Source organism: Nostoc sp. ATCC 53789, assembly GCF_009873495.1.
Lineage (GTDB): Bacteria > Cyanobacteriota > Cyanobacteriia > Cyanobacteriales > Nostocaceae > Nostoc > Nostoc muscorum_A.
Genome location: NZ_CP046703.1, coordinates 20,791 through 38,838 on the forward strand (window position 1 = coordinate 20,791; position 18,048 = coordinate 38,838).

Genomic DNA, 18,048 nt, shown 5'->3' on the forward strand with positions numbered 1-18,048 from the left:
GACAAATGACTAAAAAATGGTTCCGAATTGGGCTGTTGGGTATATTTATCCTCTCACTCGCCTTGAGGTTTTGGGGATTGGAGCGATTCAATACTCTGGTATTTGATGAAGTTTACTTTGCCAAATTTGGTAATAATTATCTCACGCATACACCATTTTTTAATGCTCATCCGCCGTTAAGTCAATATATGATCGGCATCGGCATTTGGCTTGGTAGTCACATTCCTTTTTGGCACGATACAGTAAATGGGCTAACGGGTTCAATGCGATCGCCTTGGACTTATCGGTGGTTCAATGCCCTTACTGGTTCATTTATCCCTTTAGTTGTAGCTGCGATCGCTTATCAGTTGAGTTATCGCCGTAGCTTTGCTTTGCTTGCTGGTTTGTTTACTGCATGTGATGGCCTTTTTCTAGTTGAATCTCGTTATGCTTTAAGTAATATTTATATTGTCATCTTTGGTTTATTAGGACACTGGTTTTTATTATTAGCATTAGATAAGCAAAATCGGCGACGTTCTTTTTGGTTAGTTTTTGCTGGCATTGCTTTTGGTGCGTCAGTCGGTACTAAGTGGAACGGTTTATGGTTCCTATCAGGTGCTTATCTTATTTGGATAGTAGCTTGGATAATTCAGGGAACGCATTCTTTTGCTAACGCCAAACTCTTTTTTAAATCCCCCTCATTGGAGGAGGCAGAAGGCAGGAGGCAGGAGCCAGGAGCCAGGAGCCAGGAGTCAGGAGCCAGGAGGCAGGAGTCAGGAGCCAGGAGCCAGGATAGCGAAGCGGTAGCGAGTCCGCGAGCGTCGGCAGAATTCAGGGGAAAGGAGGTAGGAATTAGTACTTATTCTCCACCATTTATACCATCTCCCTCATCTGAGTCACCACTACAAAACTTGACTCAGCTAAATATTTTCCAGATGTTATTTTATCTAGGAATAATTCCAGCTTTTATCTATAGCATCATCTGGATTCCTCACCTTCAGCTAGATAAAACTTATGGATTTATTGCAGTACATCAGCAAATTTTGAAATTTCACTTGCATTTAGGTGGTAATAGTTCGGATGTACATCCTTATTGTGCTGCCTGGTATAAATGGCCTTTGATGATTCGACCAATGGCATATTATTATCAAACGGCTGAAAGTATCACTGAACCATTACCTGTCATGGGGCCACCTTTACCTGCTGGTGCTGGACAAGTTATTTATGATGTCCATGCAATGGGCAATCCCTTTTTGTGGTGGTTTGGTGTTGCTGCTATGTTGTTTTTAGTAGGGATGCTGGTGTCACAAGCCGTAATGCCTTGGGTGAAAGAAAAGCGTTTTTTAGTACCTGCAACTCTTAGTATTGATACTTGGATTGGTTTGTATTTAGTTATAAATTATGCTGCTAATTTAGCACCTTGGGTAAAAGTGACGAGGTGCGTTTTCATATACCATTATATGTGTGCAGTAGTATTTGTATTTTTAGCGATCGCTTGGTTTGTCGATCAGTGTCTTCGCAGCTATTATCAACAACTCCGGGCGTTAGGTGTCACCATTACTTTTATTATTCTGGCTGCTTTTATTTTCTGGATGCCTATTTATTTAGGTTTACCCCTCTCCCCTGACGGTTATAAATTGCGGATGTGGTTCAACTCTTGGATTTGATTAAAAGGGGTTTTGGTAAGAATAATGACTCCTAAACTCATTTATAAACTTAACATAGCTACACATATACATGATTGTTTAATCACATAGTTTTCACATTTATTATCCCTATGTAAGTTTACTGGCTGTTAGACTTTTCAAAGCGTAAGCAGATGAGAGTAAGCCTGCAAAACGCAACATCAGGGCATGGGAAATTAGATACTAAGTAAAAATGCTGAATGTAAACTTATTTTTTTACATTCATCATTATCCGTTATTCTAGATATTCTAGTTTTGATGCTCCCGGACAATAGAGGAGGATCTTCATGGAAATGAACTTACAATTCCCAGGTATTAATTTAATTAGCTTGAAAGAGGCACCAATTCATTTTTCTAGCCAAATTCAGCCTCACGGTGTCCTGTTAGTTTTGGAGGAGCCGGAGCTAAAAATATTACAAGTTAGCACTAATACATTAAATGTTTTCGGGATTGCGCCCGAAAATATGTTGGACAAAAAATTAGAAGATTTACTCGACCCATTCCAAATAGAGAGAATCAAAACAGGGCTAGCCGGGGAAAATCTTGATTTTATCAATCCTACCAAAGTTTGGGTACGAAAAAAAGGTGATGACTACATAGTATTTGATGCAATATTTCACCGGAATACAGAAGGGTTTTTAATTCTGGAATTAGAACCTGCTATTACTCAAGAAAATATTCCATTTTTAAGCTTTTATCATCTAGCTAGAGCCTCTATTAATCAACTAGAAAAAACAGCAAATCTACGTGACTTTTGTCAAGTTATCGTTCAAGAAGTTCGGAAAATAACGGAATTTGACAGGGTAATGCTATATAAATTCGATGATGATGGACATGGTTCCGTTGTCGCGGAAGACAAACTAGAAAGCCTAGAACCTTACTTAGGTCTGCATTATCCAGAGTCAGATATTCCTAAACCAGCGAGAAAATTATTTGCTGCCAATTCGATCAGAATTATACCTGATGCTTATTCTCAGCCAGTCAAACTTTTTCCTGTCAATAATCCAATTAGCGATCGCCCCATTAACTTAACCAACTCTATTCTCAGAAGTGCTGCTTCCTGTCATACAGAGTACTTGCATAATATGGGTGTTGGTGCTTCGCTGACTATCTCTTTAATTAAAGACCAAAAACTCTGGGGACTAATTGCTTGCCATCATCAATCCCCAAAATATGTTTCCTACGAATTGCGTAAAGCTTGCGAGTTCTTAGGGCGAGTAATATTTGCAGAAATCTCAGCTAGAGAAGAGACAGAAGATTATTATCACCGGATAAATCTGACACACCTTCAATCAGTCTTGATTGAATATATGTCTCAAGAAGAAAACTTTATTGATGGTTTAGTTAAAAACCCGCAGCATCTTTTAGATTTGGCTAGCGCTCAAGGTGCGGCTGTCTGTTTTGCGGGAAATTGCACGGTAGTTGGTGAAACACCTAGAGAAGAAGACCTGAATTTTTTAGTCCAATGGCTAAAGAATAATGTTGAAGAAGAAGTCTTCTATACAGATTCTTTGCCACAGATTTATCCAGATGCAGAAAGCTTTAAAAATGTCGCTAGCGGTTTGTTAGCGATTCCCATCGCCAAGCGGACTTATGTTTTGTGGTTCCGACCAGAAGTAATTCAAACTGTAAATTGGGGTGGCGATCCTAATAAGGCGTTTGAAGTTAACCAATCAGAAGGAAATGTCCGTTTATGTCCACGCAAATCATTTGAACTGTGGAAAGAAACGGTTCGCTTAACATCTTTACCTTGGAAAGAGGTAGAAGTTAAAGCAGCATTGGAACTGCGGAAAGCAATTGTAAATATTGTGCTGCGTCAAGCTGATGAACTAGCCCAGTTAGCCCAAGATTTAGAACGTTCTAACGCCGAACTGAAAAAGTTTGCCTACGTCGCCTCTCATGACTTGCAAGAACCACTCAATCAAGTTGTGAATTACGTGCAGCTGTTAGAGATGCGCTATAGCGAAGAACTTGACGAAGATGCTCAGGAGTTTATTAGTTACGCTGTGCAGGGAGTCAGCCTGATGCAGACGTTGATTGATGACGTACTGGCATACTCGAAAGTGGATATGCAAGCGATCGCATTTCAAATGAACGATGTAGAGACAGCCTTAATGCGGGGGTTGGGCAATTTGCGTCAACGCATTAATGAAACCGGAGCTATTATCACCCACGATCCCTTACCAACAGTGATGGCTGACAGCACCCAAATGATGCAGCTATTCCAGAACCTCATCGGTAACGCCATTAAGTTTCATAGTGACCAGCCGCCACAAATTCATGTGGGAGCAGAAAGGATAGAAGACGCATGGTTGTTCTCAGTACGGGATAATGGAATTGGCATTGATCCGAAATTTAGCGATCGCATTTTTGTAATTTTTCAGCGCTTACACACGCGGGATGAATATACTGGTACAGGTATGGGTTTAGCCATCTGTAAGAAGATCGTCGAATGTCACCGGGGGCGGATTTGGGTAGAGTCAGAACTGGGTGAAGGCGCAACCTTCTACTTTACGATTCCAGTTGGAGGACGCGAACTTGAGCGTAGAAACGGGAGAAAAACACAAAACCATCTTTTTGGTCGAGGACAATAAAGCTGACATTCGCTTAATCCAAGAAGCGTTAAAAAATAGTTCAGTGCCCTACCAAGTGGTAACGGTCAGGGATGGTATAGATGCTATGGCTTATTTGCGCCAAGAAGGTGAATATGCTGATGCACTACGCCCTGACCTCATTCTATTGGATTTGAATTTGCCTAAAAAAGATGGTCGAGAAGTGCTGGCGGAAATCAAAGCCGACCCACTACTAAAGCGTATTCCAGTTGTTGTGTTAACAACCTCAAAAAATGAGGATGACATTTTTCACAGCTACGATTTACACGTGAATTGCTATATCACTAAATCTCGCAACCTCAACCAATTATTTCAAATCGTCAAGAGTATCGAAGACTTTTGGCTCTCTACTGTGACGCTACCATCGGAGTGAGGTAGGGGGCAGGGGGCAGGGGAAGCAGGGGGAGCAGGGGGAGCAGGGGAGGCAGGGGGAGACAAGGGGACAAGGTGAAATAATGACAAATGACAAATGACAAATGACAAATGACAAATGACAAGATAGAGGAGCAATAGGGGGTGAAACCCGAAGATTATGGCTGTGAGCTACTCAGTAAAAATCTTATTAATTGAAGATAACCTAGCTTATGCGAGGTTGTTACAAGAGTTTCTGGCACAAGCCCAGTCCCAAGAGTTTACTTTGGTTCATGTAAAGCGATTGGGCGAAGCATTTCAGGAACTCAGTCAATGTAATTATGATGTTATTTTATTAGATTTAACTCTACCTGACAGTCAAGGATTATCATCTCTACCTCCTCTGATTTGCCAAGCGCCAAGTATACCGATTGTTGTCCTAACTAATACAAATGATGAAGAACTGGCAATTGAAGCAGTGCGTCAGGGGGCACAAGATTATCTAGTCAAGCGCCAGGTAAATGTAGATGTGTTGGTTCGCTCTTTGCGTTATGCGATCGAGCGCAAGCAGGTTTTAGAATCATTACGCACAGTCAATGAGACGTTACAAAATCGGGTTGAAGAACGAACGGCGGAACTGGTGAAAGCCAATGAACTCAACCAGTTCAAATCTGAATTTGTCTCGATGCTTTCCCATGACATTCGCAATCCTTTAAATACTATTCTCTTGGCTGCTGGATTGCTCCAAAACCAGGATGAAAGGTTGACCAAAGAGAAAAAACTGAATCATTTGCAAATGATTCGCTCGGCGATCAAAAATATGGCAAAGCTATTGGATGAAGTTACATTCATCGGCAAAGCTGATTCTGGCAGACTGGGGTATGAACTCATTTGTATAGATTTAGAAGCTTTTTGCCGCCAAATGGTCGAAGAAGTTCGATTAATGGCAAGTGATAAGCATCTGACTTTGGTGTTTGCCAGTTGTGGGCAATTAGACGAGGCATTATGGGATGAAAGCTTGCTGCGGCATATTTTAGGCAATTTACTGAGCAATGCGATTAAGTATTCACTACCGGGCGGTATAGTGCGTTTTGAATTAATTGGTCAGGAAAAAACAGTAATTTTCCGAATTCAAGATTCAGGAATTGGCATTCCTCAAGAAGACCAAAAACGGCTGTTTCAGCCTTTTCAACGTGCCGACAATGTTGGAAATATTCCAGGTACTGGCTTGGGACTAGCGATCGTCAAAAAATGTGTTGATGCACACGGAGGCGAGATTATAGTCAACAGTCAAGTTGAAGTAGGTACAACCTTTACCGTCACCCTTCCTTTACTAGAAGCTTAAGCATTTAAGTTAAGTGATTCAGGTTAAATTATATACATTTAAGGAATGCAGCAAAGTTTCCCTAAAGGAATTACTTGTTACTAGCCCTCATTCACAACTTCTCGTCTGACAAACAAAGCCCGATAAACAGGTTCACCTTTTTTTTGTGTGCCTATTTCTCGTTCTGTGGGGACTGGTAGCGGATTTTCGGCTAACCATTCTTCTGTTCCAACTTTCTGATAAGCTGGGTGGGCGGCGAAGCGATCGCGCATTTCCACCGCGATAAATTCCATATCTGACTGCACAAAGACAACGCCACCAACTGCCAGATAACTGGCTAACTCCGCCACTAATTCTGGCTGCACCACACGGCGTTTAGCATGGCGAGTTTTAAACCAAGGATCGGGAAATTGAATTGTAACGCGCTGTAAACTTCCTGGAGGGAGTAAAGATAACAGCGATCGCAATGAGTTATTCACATTGCAAAATAAGTAGTGCAGATTTGTTAAAGCCAACTGAGAACGTAACTTATTTGCCTCTTTTACCAACGGTTCTCGAATTTCTAAGCCTAGATAATTCCAGTTGGGTTCTATTTGGGCCATATTTAACAAAAACTGTCCTTTAGCGCAGCCAATATCTAAATGTAGTGGTTGATTTGGCTTTGCATAAATTTTTTCAAAGTCTTGGGGACTTGCTGGTGTTTGATACTTGTTAGCAAGTGGATTAACATGCTGGCGGACTCGGACTGCTGCCAAAATTTCCTCTCCTTTACGTCAAAATATTTTGTCGATCATAAATACGAATTGCTACAAGTCTTCCTTTAATTGCGTCTTGGTAGCCTTTCTCCAATTTTGCTATTTCTTTAAGTAGAAATTATCAACTACGCTTTTATTTTTAAGACCTGAGTAAGCAAAAATTATAGTAAATAACGGTTATCAAAGTAAGAGTTGATAAAGCCAATTTTAGATTGTTTTCTTAACTTTACTCTGTCATGTTTCAAGTTAGGCGAATTTGCGCTAATCAACCTTTTATTTCACTGCTCTTGTTAAATAACTAAAAGCTTCCCAAATGTAAGTTATTATATCTTCTTTCACTAGAGATTTTGGATTAGCTGCCTAGGCAAAAAAGGGCAATATTATGCTAGAATTATATCAAATTATGGCAATTATTCAAGAGTAATTTAGAATAATTTTGCGCTTTGTTGAGTAAACAAGCTAAAATCTACGATTTTTGGAGATTTTTAGGTTATGACAACCTCACAGGAGAGGATTATCCCGATAGATTTGCGAACCGAAATGTCGCAGTCTTATCTGGAATACGCCATGAGCGTGATAGTGGGTCGGGCGTTGCCAGATGCCAGGGATGGTCTAAAACCTGTGCATCGTCGCATTCTCTACGCAATGCACGAGCTAGGTCTGCTCCACGATCGCCCCTTTAAGAAATGCGCCCGTGTAGTGGGGGAAGTGTTGGGTAAATATCACCCCCACGGCGACACAGCAGTATATGATGCCTTGGTGCGGATGGCGCAGGATTTTTCCATGCGATCGCCCCTAGTTAACGGACATGGTAACTTCGGTTCGGTAGACAACGATCCACCAGCCGCCATGCGGTACACAGAATGCCGCTTACAAGCTTTAACTAGCGCTGGTTTACTACACGATATTGAGTATGAAACCGTAGATTTCGCTGATAACTTCGACGGTTCCCAACAAGAACCCACAGTTTTACCGGCACGGATTCCCCAATTATTGCTCAACGGTTCCTCTGGGATTGCCGTGGGTATGGCAACCAACATTCCGCCCCACAATTTGGGCGAATTGATTGATGCTTTGGTGGCTGTAATCCACAATCCCGAAATCACCGATCTCGAATTAATGCAGTATGTCCACGGCCCAGACTTTCCGACTGGGGCGCAAATTTTGGGGACATCTGCCATTCGAGAAGCTTACACTACTGGGCGTGGTTCCATTACCATGCGTGGTGTCGCTAACATTGAAACCGTTGAACAACGGGGACGGCCAGATAGAGAAGCAATTATCATCACCGAATTGCCCTATCAAACCAATAAAGCGGCGCTGATTGAAAAAATCGCCGAAATGGTGAACGAAAAGCGGCTAGAGGGCATCGCAGATATCCGGGATGAAAGCGATCGCGACGGGATGCGAGTTGTCATCGAACTCAAGCGTGATGCTTATCCCCGCGTCGTTCTAAACAACCTTTACAAACAAACGCCACTGCAAGCCAACTTTGGGGCGAATATGCTGGCGTTGGTGAATAGCGAACCCCAGGTACTCACCCTCAAGCAGTTTTTAAGCGTCTTCTTAGATTTTCGCATCGAATCCATTGCCAGACGTACCCGTTACGAACTGCGGAAAGCCGAGGAACGCGATCATCTCCTGCAAGGGTTATTAATTGCCCTATCCCAGTTAGATCCAATTATTGTCTTGATTCGCCATGCGCCCGATGCGCCGACAGCCAAAGGCGAATTAATCACAACTTATGGACTCTCGGAAGTGCAAGCAGATGCGATTTTGCAGATGCAATTGCGGCGATTAACTGCCTTAGAAGCAGACAAAATTCGTTTGGAACACGACGAATTACAAGCAAAAATTACCGACTTGCAAGATATTTTGGCACGCCGGGAGAGAGTGCTAGAAATTATCGAAACCGAAGTCGCGCAACTGAAAACTAACTTTGCCACACCCCGCCGCACGGTAATTTTACCAGGGGAAGGGGAATTAGACGATCGCGACTTAATTGCCAATGAAAAAGCGATCATTCTGGTGACAGAGCAAGGTTACATCAAACGGATGCCAGTTAATACCTTTGAAGCGCAAAGCCGTGCTACCAGAGGTAAAGCCGCAGCCAAGGTAAAAGATGATGATACCATTGAGCATTTCTTAACTTGCTGCGATCACGACAGTATTTTATTCTTTAGTGAGCGTGGTGTTGTTTATTGCCTGAGAGCGTATCAAATTCCAGCGAGTTCGCGTACCAGTCGCGGGACACCAATCGTCCAGATGCTACCCATTCCCAAAGAGGAAAAAATCACCTCGATTGTACCCGTTGACGAGTTTAGCAGCGAAGAATATCTGGTCATGCTCACTAAGGGCGGCAATATCAAGAAAACGGAATTGGCAGCCTTTAGTCATATTCGCGCCAATGGTTTGATTGCCATTTCCTTAGAAGAAGGCGACCAACTGCGCTGGGTGCGACGTGCAAGAGTCGAGGACAGTGTAATCATTGGTTCTCGTAACGGGATGGCGATTAACTTCCGGTGCAACCACGAACAACTGCGTCCTTTAAGTAGGGCTACTCGTGGGGTGAAAGCCATGAAACTCAAAAATAAAGATGAACTCGTGGGTATGGATATTCTACCCGCAGCAATTCTTGAAACTTTGGATATAGTTACAGAAGCCGAAACTGAAGATATCGAAGCAATCGAGACAATCGAGACAATCGAAACAGAAGATATCGAAATTACCGAAACTACTGAAGAGTCCGTAGAAGTTCCTAGTACTGGCATTGTTGGCCCTTGGGTGTTGGTAATTACGATGGGAGGATATGGTAAGCGTGTACCCGTTGCCCAGTTCCGACTACAAAATCGTGCTGGTCAGGGTTTAATGGCAACCAAGTTCAAAAACCGCAAAACCAAAGACAAGTTGGCAACCCTACGCATTGTCAACAATGATGATGATGAAATCATGATGGTGACAAATCGCGGTATTATCATCCGTCAAGCGGTAAATGCGATTTCTATCCAATCGCGATCGGCAACTGGAGTCAGAGTGCAGCGTTTAGATGAAGATGACGCTATTACCGGAGTAGCAATAGTTCCACCTGATGCTGCCGATGCAGAAGAAGCAGAATAAAAAGCAGGGGGAGAGGTTAACCACCTTACTCCCTTATTTAATAGCCTTAGCTAGCGGCATTTTAATGGGGCTAACCGTAGCCCCAGTAGGTGCATGGTTCCTGGCTTGGATTGCCATAGTTCCCTTATGGGTGCTAGTTGTAACTTCAGCCAAAGGTAAAAACCAATTCCCTCCGGCTTTCCTGTGGGGTATTGGTTTTCACGGTGTCGCCCTATTCTGGATTACCGGAATTCATCCGATGACATGGTTGGGCGTTCCCTGGTTGCCAAGCTTGGCAATCACGCTTTTTTGTTGGGGATTTATCAGTGTCTTAGGTGGGGTATTCCTTACTATTTGGGCGGCTGTAATGGTTCGCCTGGGTGGAAAAAACCCGTGGTTACGTGTCCTTATTGGTACAGCCGTCTGGTGCGGCTTAGAGAGTCTATGGAGTGCTGGCCCTCTGTGGTGGAGTTCCCTGGCTTACACGCAAAGCCCGCATAATCTCGTAATTGTACATCTGGGGCAACTCTCTGGGCCTAATACTGTGACAGCAACAATAGTTGCTGTAAATGGGTTAATTGCTGAAGGATGGATAAACCACAGAGGCACAGAGGGCGCAGAGAAAATTTCCTCTGCGTCCTCTGCGCCTCTGCGGTTCGTTAATAAATACTTAGTTGCCGCCACAGGATTATTAATTACCTTACACCTCATCGGTTTTTTCTTATACAGTCGTCCCATCGCTCAACCCCCAGAAGCAGCCTTGAAAGTGGGGATTGTTCAAGGTAATATTCCGAACCGACTTTTACGAAGTTCCGAAGGGTTTCGTCGCGCCCAAGAAAATTACACTAATGGGTATTTAACTTTAGCAGACCAAGGTGTAGATGCAGTCCTCACCCCAGAAGGAGCCTTACCTATTTTCCAGCGTAACTTGTTGGGAACTGCCTTAGTCGCAGCTGTGAAAGAAAAAGGTGTAGTTGCTTGGATTGGGGCTTTTGGCGAACGAGGAGACAGTTATACAATTAGCTTGTTTACTTTCAACAGTAAGGGTGAAATTGTCAGCCGCTACGATAAGTCCAAACTCGTACCTTTGGGAGAATATATTCCCTTTGAAGGAATTTTCGGCGGGTTAATTCAACGCTTGTCGCCTTTGGAGGCACACCAAGTTCCTGGTTCAGCAAATCAAATATTTGACACTCCTTTTGGTCGTGCGATCGCTAGTATATGTTACGAATCTGCTTTTCCTGAACAATTTCGCCGTCAAGCTGCGGCGGGTGGGCAATTTATCCTCAGTTCTTCTAACGATGCCCATTACACTGCATCGATGCCATTCCAGCACCATGCACAGGATATCATGCGGGCAATTGAAACCGATCGCTGGTCAGCACGGGCAACGAATACCGGCTATTCAGCTTTTGTAGATCCTCATGGTAAAACCTTGTGGATGTCTGGATATAATACTTACGAAACTCATGCTGAAACAATTTATCGGCGACAGACACAAACTTTATATGTGCGTTGGGGTGATTGGTTAACGCCTTTGTTGCTGGGATTGAGTGTCTTAGGGTGGTTTGTGCAGAGAGTGTTTAACTAACGCTAATATCAGATCGTAACTACAGTGACATCCACGAGTAATAGTTACCATTTGAGTCTCTAAAAGAGGAATTGTGGCATGGAAGACATTCAGCAACGCAAGCTTTTATCCGCCCTAAGCCACGGAGCAATATTTTTTAGCTCTACGATTATCTCCATTGGCATACCGATTGCAATTTTGTTAATTAGTAATGACCAGATTATCAAAAGCAATGCCAAAGAATCACTCAATTTTCACATAAATCTTTATATTTATGCACTTATCTTTGCATTGCTGACTTTTGTAGGAATTGGTATTTTGTTATTGATTGCTTTGGGCATGGTCAGTTTTATTATGCCAATTATTGCCATTATCAATGTTCTGAACCAGCCAAATGTGTCTTACCGCTACCCGTTTATTTTCCGATTTGTGTAGTTAAAAAGAGTTGTACAGTTGTAGGTTATGTTGAGCAATAGGAAGCCTAATAATTGTCAGAAGTTGGTTTCAGAGAATCAATCAAACCTACACGAGTTAATGTTTTGTTATCTGACTGAACTTTATTGCAATGTAGCAAAGCTTTCTTAAAGTGACACACAATGTTAGGTAATTCTCCATTTTGTCTATTGGAAAAAATTATATTGTGCTATACGATTACTTCTTTATTACACAGGTTGATATAATTTGCAATTCTCCATAAGATTGAAATTTAAATACAGGATTTCATACCAAATTTAAGTTTAAAAAAAGTGTATAAGGGGTAATTTGTAGACTTTCAGGTGTTTTAATAAAGTTATTACCAAAGTCTAGTAGAAGCAAAAACATGAAAGGTCTTAGGAAGTTATCCTCAATAGCGCTATTGCTATGTGCCTTTGTGTATCCGCCCTCATTAGCTGAAGCAAAAGATATTTCTTTAAATAATGCTCGCAATGAACAGAGCGCCGCACCAGAAGCTAACCTAATTGGAGATAAAACTGGAGAGCTTTTAATTGCTCAACGGCGGCCAGGACGATACCGAATGATCCGAAGAAGGCAGATTATCCGACAGAGGCAGCCCTACGGACGATACCAAAATATCCGACGACGGCAGCCTTACGGACGATACCAAAATATCCGACGACGGGATCAGTTAAGACAACGGCAGATTATCCAACGACGGCAGCCCTACGGACGATATAGCATTATCCGAGGTCGTTATTGAGCCAAGGCTGATACAACTAACTAATGGTTAGTGGTTGGTGGTTAAACCACTAACCACTAATTATGGTTATTTTTTAATGACTTGCTACTACCTCTCCTTCAAGGCGAACTAGTCGGTCTGCCAAAAGTTTTTCAAGGTCTTCTAATGCCTTGGTGAAACCTTTGATGCCCTCGTCTAGTTTGTCAGTTGCCATGCGGTCAGCAGCGTGCATTTTGTCATAGCTAGCTTTGTCAATAGATATCTTTTCGATTGACAAGCTTGCTGCCTTGGCTGGGTCAAGTTTACGTGGCAGTTCTGCAACAGTTGACTGCAATTCAGCCAAAAGTGATGGAGAAATGGTCAGCAAATCACTACCTGCAAGTTCAGTAATTTCACCAAGGTTACGGAAGCTAGCTCCCATAACTTCGGTTTTATAGCCGAATTTCTTGTAGTAGTTGTAGATTTTGGTGACAGACAAAACTCCTGGATCTTCGGTCGCTGGGTAGCTATCGCGTCCGGTATCTTTTTTGTACCAGTCAAGAATCCGACCGACGAAGGGAGAAATTAGGGTAACGCCGGCTTCTGCACAGGCGATCGCTTGGTGAAGACCAAACAACAAGGTAAGGTTACAGTGAATACCTTCTTTTTCAAGAATTTCCGCAGCGCGAATGCCTTCCCAGGTGGTGGCAATTTTGATTAAAACGCGATCGCGGCCAATTCCAGCAGCTTTATACTGGGCAATTAAATCCCGTGCTTTAGTCAGAGTAGCTTCAGTATCGTAGGACAAGCGAGCATCTACTTCTGTAGACACACGACCGGGAATAATTTGTAAAATCTTTAATCCAAAAGCAACTGCTAAACGGTCAAAAGCTAGAGAAACTATCTGTGCTTGGGTGGCTCCGTCTCCAGCATCTTTCTTCGCTTGCAGTAAAGTTTGATCGACAATTCCCTGATATTCTGGCATTTGCGCCGCAGCAGTAATCAGAGAAGGATTGGTGGTGGCATCTTGGGGTTTGAACTTTTCAATTGCCTGGATATCCCCCGTATCCGCGACCACAACAGTCACTTCTCGCAATTGTTCTAGTAAATTCTTAGACATAAAAGACTCCGTGATGTTTGTTTAGGATTTACTTATTCCCTAGCGAGTGCTGAGTGCTGAGTTAGGAGTAGAAACGCGATTAATCGCGTCTGTACAAGAGTTATTATTCTCTTCCTTATCTTCCCAGTCACCAGTCCCCAGTCCTTAGTTCCTTCAATTCTGATTCTGGCAATTTTTCGGAATCATTGCCCAATTTTGCTTACTATCTTGAGCCACAGCCCTATTCTAAGTGGCTTATGCCGATATTGGCTGTCCAATGGAATGCACTTTGATTAAACTAGTTGTGCCCGATTTACCAATTGGAACGCCAGAGGTAATCACTACTTTATCGCCCTTATTCGCTAGACCCATATCTACAACTGTGTTCACCACATTGGTAAACATCTCTTCAGCATGGTGAACTGGTGGGATCAGCAAAGCTTCCACACCCCAAGAAAGCGCTAGTTGGCGATAAGCGGTGATGTCGGAGGTGAGGGCAATAATGGGAGAAGTCGGCCGATATTTAGACACCATTCTCGCTGTATTTCCTGATGAAGTGTTACAGAGAATTGCCCGTGAACCTGTTTCATAAGCGATGCGACACACGGATTCTGCTACAGATTCAGTAACGCTGAGACTACCTGCTTCATGACACCAGGCGTGTTTGCTACCCTCATCTAGAGCCTGTTCTGTCCGCACGGCGATATTGTGCATCATCTGGACGGCGGCGATGGGATATTGTCCAACAGCTGTTTCACCAGAAAGCATGACTGCATCCGTACCATCTAAGATGGAGTTGGCAACATCAGTTGCTTCGGCGCGGGTGGGGTCGGGGGCGCTAATCATCGACTCTAGCATTTGGGTGGCTGTAATCACCGGTTTGCCAGCACGATTGCAACGGCGAATAATATCTTTTTGAATGAGGGGTACTTCGTGAATTGGCACTTCCACCCCTAAATCGCCACGGGCAATCATAATTGCGTCGGCAACTTTCAGAATGGAATCAAAGTTTTCTAGTGCTTCTGCTCTTTCGATTTTGGCAATTAAGCGAATGGAAGCACCAGCCGCTTCAATCATGCGCTTGGCGGGTTCTAAGTCTTGTGGCGATTGGACGAAGGACACCGCTACCCAATCTACACCCAACTGAATCCCAAAGCGTAGATCCAGTAAGTCTTTTTCGGTGATGGAACTAACAGGTAAAGGAGTTTGTGGTAGATTTACTCCTTTATGTGTGGAAATTAACCCGCCAGTTTTCACTTGGGCGCGAATGCGATCGGCATCGCGATCGGTAACAATTAACTTGACGCGACCATCATTAATTAAAATCGGTTCACCTGGTCGCACCATTGCGAACAAAGTCGGTAATGGTAGAGGTATTTCCTCAATGCTCTCACCCTTTTCTTGCAATACAAAGGTGACTTCAGTACCAGCTTCTAAATTTAACCCTTCCGGTGGTAAAGTTCCCAAACGAATCTTGGGGCCACACAGGTCTTGCATAATTGCGATCGGTTTTTGCTGCTCATTACTAATTTGTCTGAGATAGTGAGCAGTTTGAGCATGGAATTCGTAAGCTCCGTGGGAAAAATTCAACCGTGCCACATTCATTCCAGCTTCTACCAAGCCTCGCAGATTTTCGGGTGCAGATGTAGCGGGCCCAACAGTACAAATGATTTTGGTTCGACGCATAGGGATTAGGGGTTGAGGAGTAACCTGCAAATTTGGATAGTTTGTGCGTAGGCGTAGCCCGTCGTAGACATCGCCCAGTCATCCAAATTAACACGTGCTTTATATCACTGTTTTTGTAAATAAAGATACTAAATAATGTTTTACTCCCAGGGTATTTACCATTTGACCCAAATCCCCAAAGTCAAGGGTCAAAAGTCAAAAGCTAATCACCAATGACAAATGACCAATGACAAATAACGAATTAAACCACTGCAACTGTAGAGGCGAGTTTTTCCTTTTGTGACATAGACAACATCAGGTCAATCACGCGATTCGAGTAGCCCCACTCGTTGTCATACCAGGCAATTACCTTGAAGAAGTTAGAATTCAACTCAATTCCAGCACCTGCGTCGAAGATACTAGAATGGGTATCGCCTTGAAAATCTGTGGAAACTACTTCTTCATCTGTGTATCCCAAAATACCCGCTAGCGAACCTGCGGCAGCCTCTTTCATAGCAGCACAGATTTCCTTGTAACTAGTGGCTTTGGCAGTTTTAAAAGTTAAATCAACTACAGAGACATCGGGAGTCGGAACTCGTAATGCCATACCAGTTAATCTACCCTTCAATTCTGGTAAAACCAGTGCTACAGCTTTTGCTGCCCCTGTGGAGGAGGGAATAATATTCTGGCTTGCACCTCGACCACCCCGCCAGTCTTTCTTGCTGGGGCCGTCTACAGTTGGCTGAGTGGCAGTCATGGCGTGGACTGTGGTCATTAACCCTTCAGTCAACCCAAAGTTGTCATTGATGACTTTAGCTATGGGAGCTAGACAGTTTGTAGTGCAGCTAGCATTGGAGACAATGATATCCTTGCTGGGGTCAAATAGGTGATGATTGACACCCATAAGTAAAGTCGTAACTCTATCTGGATCTTTAGTGGGAGCAGAAATTACCACTCGCTTTGCACCTGCCTTCAGGTGGTTTGCGGCTCCTTCGTAGTCAGTGAAGAGTCCGGTGGCTTCCACGACATAATCCGCACCTGATTTTCCCCAAGGTAACTCTGCTGGATTTCTCACCGACACACAAGGAATGAAGTGCCCATCAATGAGAATACCGTCTTCCTTGGCTTCAACCTTCTGCTTTAATTGACCGTGGGTTGAGTCGTACTTTAATAAGTAAGCAAGGTTATCTGGTGGTACTAGGTCGTTAATGCCTACAAACTCGATATTGGGGTTATCGATGCCAGCACGAAGCACGAGTCGCCCGATTCGACCGAAGCCATTGATACCAACTTTCAATTTAGTCAAGATTAAGCCTCCCGTTGTGGAAGTTGAACAAAAGGAGAAAGTTAAAAGTCAAAATAGATTGCCTTTTATTCTTTACTCTTTGATCCTGACAGTATCAGCAAGCTAAGGCATATTTACTTGGCATCTTTTAAGGATTGGGGCATTGGGGGATGGGGAATGGGGAATGGGGAATGGGGAATGGGGAACGGGGAATGGGGAACGGGGAATGGGGAAAGGGGAATGGGAGAATAATAACTCCTAACTTTTGTACAGACGCGATTCATCGCGTCTCTCCTGTACAGATGAGGGGCAACCCACGATTCGTTAGGAGGTAAACGGCAAAGGTTCCTAGCCAGTGACTAGCTGCATAATGTTCAATTACAACATCTGTGAGTCCATGCTGACGATGGTGAAGGGCAGCAGAGTGGAGTGTTTCTATGCGGCGATCGCTATTTGCCAATCCAGATATGATACCCTCAAGCATCCAAGCACGACTGAGATTAAGACCGTAGAAGTGGGCTTGCATATAATCTTGAGGATTATCCACTCTGGCTGGTTCTAACCAATTTACCGAATTATCAATGGGTATTTCTGGCAGAAAATTGGTGAGCCAGTCAGTGAAATCTGTTGTTGGCAGAATTCGCCGCATCAGGTCTGCTTCAGCAAGTCCAGGAGAGAGAAAATCGTAACCAAGTGGTTCAAATTGTAACGAGTAGTTGCGATCGCTAAGATAAAATTGCCGTGCTTTGTTCTCCAATAACTGAGTAAAATCAGTATTTTCGGTAATCCTTGCCCAATCTAGCATCAAACCAAGTGCAAAGGCTGTTTGGCTATGCACCCCTGTGCGATTTGGCAGTTTCAGTTCGTTAATCCAGCGCTGTAAGTTCTCTGCAATCAACTTTTCTAGCGGTTCCAATACAACCCGCCATTCTTTTGCTTGAGCATGATTCCACTCGTGAAGTTCCGCAGCCAGTTGCAGAAACCAGGCCACACCGTAAGGAAATTCAAAAAAGGGTCGCCGTTGAAAATGGGCAATCTCTCCTTGAATTTTCTCAGGCGTTAGGCTTTGCCCAAGTGCTTGCTTTGACGCTGCATGGAAAGAGGCTTCAGGAAAGTGACGCAGCAGACGTACCAGTAACCAGTGACCATGTACGGCTGAATGCCAATCTAAGCAGCCATAAAAAGCAGGAGTTAATTGACGCGGTGGTTTGATATCCTCGTCGCTCTCAGCCCAACGCAGAATACTGTTAGGATACTCTCGCTCGATACAATCCAGCACTAATTGAGCAAATTGTACTGCGATCGCTTCATGAATCTCCAAATTATCGAGTGGCATGGTCACGTCGCTTTGCTCCGAATTAAAAATTAAAAATTAAAAATTAAATTTAGGTGCTTATATCCTTTTTGCGTAAAAGCGTAGCGTTTTTAATGCAGGGGAATGGGAACTGGGTATTTAGGACGGGTTAAAGCC

Annotated in this window: 13 protein-coding genes; 8 read left to right on the forward strand and 5 right to left on the reverse strand. The window is 43.5% G+C overall.

Annotation, left to right across the window (positions count from 1 at the left end; all coding sequences use genetic code 11):
• Positions 1 to 5 precede the first annotated feature (5 nt).
• The 4 genes from GJB62_RS00085 to GJB62_RS00100 all read left to right on the forward strand — a co-directional run bounded on the left by GJB62_RS00085 (position 6) and on the right by GJB62_RS00100 (position 5,972).
• On the forward strand, positions 6 to 1,646 hold the full coding sequence (locus GJB62_RS00085) for a phospholipid carrier-dependent glycosyltransferase (RefSeq protein ID WP_114080293.1): 1,641 nt from the start codon (positions 6 to 8) through the stop codon (positions 1,644 to 1,646).
• 305 nt (positions 1,647 to 1,951) lie between these two features.
• Positions 1,952 to 4,258: an ATP-binding protein gene (locus tag GJB62_RS00090; RefSeq protein WP_114080292.1), complete on the forward strand. Its 2,307-nt coding sequence runs from the start codon at positions 1,952 to 1,954 to the stop codon at positions 4,256 to 4,258.
• Entirely contained in the window at positions 4,203 to 4,649 is a 447-nt protein-coding gene (locus tag GJB62_RS00095) for a response regulator (RefSeq protein ID WP_114080291.1), read from the forward strand. The genes GJB62_RS00090 and GJB62_RS00095 overlap by 56 nt, the downstream gene beginning before the upstream one ends.
• Positions 4,650 to 4,808: 159 nt before the next feature.
• Positions 4,809 to 5,972 (forward strand): hybrid sensor histidine kinase/response regulator, encoded by a 1,164-nt coding sequence (locus GJB62_RS00100; RefSeq protein WP_114080290.1) that lies wholly within the window; start codon positions 4,809 to 4,811, stop codon positions 5,970 to 5,972.
• An 80-nt stretch (positions 5,973 to 6,052) separates the two neighbouring features.
• Here the strand turns inward: GJB62_RS00100 and trmB are convergent, their stop codons facing one another.
• The gene (gene trmB / locus GJB62_RS00105; protein ID WP_114080289.1) at positions 6,053 to 6,706 is read right to left on the reverse strand and encodes a tRNA (guanosine(46)-N7)-methyltransferase TrmB; all 654 of its coding nucleotides are present in this window, start codon (positions 6,704 to 6,706) and stop codon (positions 6,053 to 6,055) included.
• Positions 6,707 to 7,198: 492 nt separating this feature from the next.
• On the opposite strand from trmB, the gene gyrA reads away from it, so the two are divergent.
• The 4 genes from gyrA to GJB62_RS00125 all read left to right on the forward strand — a co-directional run bounded on the left by gyrA (position 7,199) and on the right by GJB62_RS00125 (position 12,570).
• On the forward strand, positions 7,199 to 9,823 hold the full coding sequence (gene gyrA / locus GJB62_RS00110; RefSeq protein ID WP_114080288.1) for a DNA topoisomerase (ATP-hydrolyzing) subunit A: 2,625 nt from the start codon (positions 7,199 to 7,201) through the stop codon (positions 9,821 to 9,823).
• Positions 9,804 to 11,393, forward strand: a complete 1,590-nt coding sequence (gene lnt, locus GJB62_RS00115) for an apolipoprotein N-acyltransferase (protein WP_114080287.1) — start codon at positions 9,804 to 9,806, stop codon at positions 11,391 to 11,393. Before gyrA ends, lnt begins: the two co-directional genes overlap by 20 nt.
• Positions 11,394 to 11,471: 78 nt before the next feature.
• Positions 11,472 to 11,807: a DUF4870 domain-containing protein gene (locus tag GJB62_RS00120; protein ID WP_114080286.1), complete on the forward strand. Its 336-nt coding sequence runs from the start codon at positions 11,472 to 11,474 to the stop codon at positions 11,805 to 11,807.
• A gap of 385 nt (positions 11,808 to 12,192) precedes the next feature.
• Positions 12,193 to 12,570, forward strand: coding sequence for a hypothetical protein (locus GJB62_RS00125; protein ID WP_147262431.1), 378 nt, complete (start codon positions 12,193 to 12,195; stop codon positions 12,568 to 12,570).
• 73 nt (positions 12,571 to 12,643) lie between these two features.
• Here the strand turns inward: GJB62_RS00125 and GJB62_RS00130 are convergent, their stop codons facing one another.
• The 4 genes from GJB62_RS00130 to GJB62_RS00145 all read right to left on the reverse strand — a co-directional run bounded on the left by GJB62_RS00130 (position 12,644) and on the right by GJB62_RS00145 (position 17,913).
• On the reverse strand, positions 12,644 to 13,648 hold the full coding sequence (locus GJB62_RS00130) for a transaldolase (protein WP_114080284.1): 1,005 nt from the start codon (positions 13,646 to 13,648) through the stop codon (positions 12,644 to 12,646).
• A gap of 234 nt (positions 13,649 to 13,882) precedes the next feature.
• Positions 13,883 to 15,313 (reverse strand): pyruvate kinase, encoded by a 1,431-nt coding sequence (pyk, locus tag GJB62_RS00135; RefSeq protein WP_114080283.1) that lies wholly within the window; start codon positions 15,311 to 15,313, stop codon positions 13,883 to 13,885.
• Positions 15,314 to 15,554: 241 nt separating this feature from the next.
• A complete protein-coding gene (gap, locus tag GJB62_RS00140; protein ID WP_114080282.1) occupies positions 15,555 to 16,598 on the reverse strand; it encodes a type I glyceraldehyde-3-phosphate dehydrogenase in 1,044 nt (347 codons plus the stop codon).
• 259 nt (positions 16,599 to 16,857) lie between these two features.
• Positions 16,858 to 17,913, reverse strand: a complete 1,056-nt coding sequence (locus GJB62_RS00145) for a DUF2891 domain-containing protein (protein ID WP_114080280.1) — start codon at positions 17,911 to 17,913, stop codon at positions 16,858 to 16,860.
• Between the last annotated feature and the right edge of the window lie 135 nt (positions 17,914 to 18,048).

What these genes read in the sequence shown, in the direction of transcription:
- GJB62_RS00085 (WP_114080293.1), top strand. Translation starts at nt 6, where the DNA reads ATGACTAAAAAATGGTTCCGAATTGGGCTGTTGGGTATATTTATCCTC.
- GJB62_RS00090 (WP_114080292.1), top strand. Translation starts at nt 1,952, where the DNA reads ATGGAAATGAACTTACAATTCCCAGGTATTAATTTAATTAGCTTGAAA.
- GJB62_RS00100 (WP_114080290.1), top strand. Translation starts at nt 4,809, where the DNA reads ATGGCTGTGAGCTACTCAGTAAAAATCTTATTAATTGAAGATAACCTA.
- gyrA (WP_114080288.1), top strand. Translation starts at nt 7,199, where the DNA reads ATGACAACCTCACAGGAGAGGATTATCCCGATAGATTTGCGAACCGAA.
- lnt (WP_114080287.1), top strand. Translation starts at nt 9,804, where the DNA reads ATGCAGAAGAAGCAGAATAAAAAGCAGGGGGAGAGGTTAACCACCTTA.
- GJB62_RS00120 (WP_114080286.1), top strand. Translation starts at nt 11,472, where the DNA reads ATGGAAGACATTCAGCAACGCAAGCTTTTATCCGCCCTAAGCCACGGA.
- GJB62_RS00125 (WP_147262431.1), top strand. Translation starts at nt 12,193, where the DNA reads ATGAAAGGTCTTAGGAAGTTATCCTCAATAGCGCTATTGCTATGTGCC.
- GJB62_RS00130 (WP_114080284.1), bottom strand. Translation starts at nt 13,648, where the DNA reads ATGTCTAAGAATTTACTAGAACAATTGCGAGAAGTGACTGTTGTGGTC.
- pyk (WP_114080283.1), bottom strand. Translation starts at nt 15,313, where the DNA reads ATGCGTCGAACCAAAATCATTTGTACTGTTGGGCCCGCTACATCTGCA.
- GJB62_RS00145 (WP_114080280.1), bottom strand. Translation starts at nt 17,913, where the DNA reads ATGCCACTCGATAATTTGGAGATTCATGAAGCGATCGCAGTACAATTT.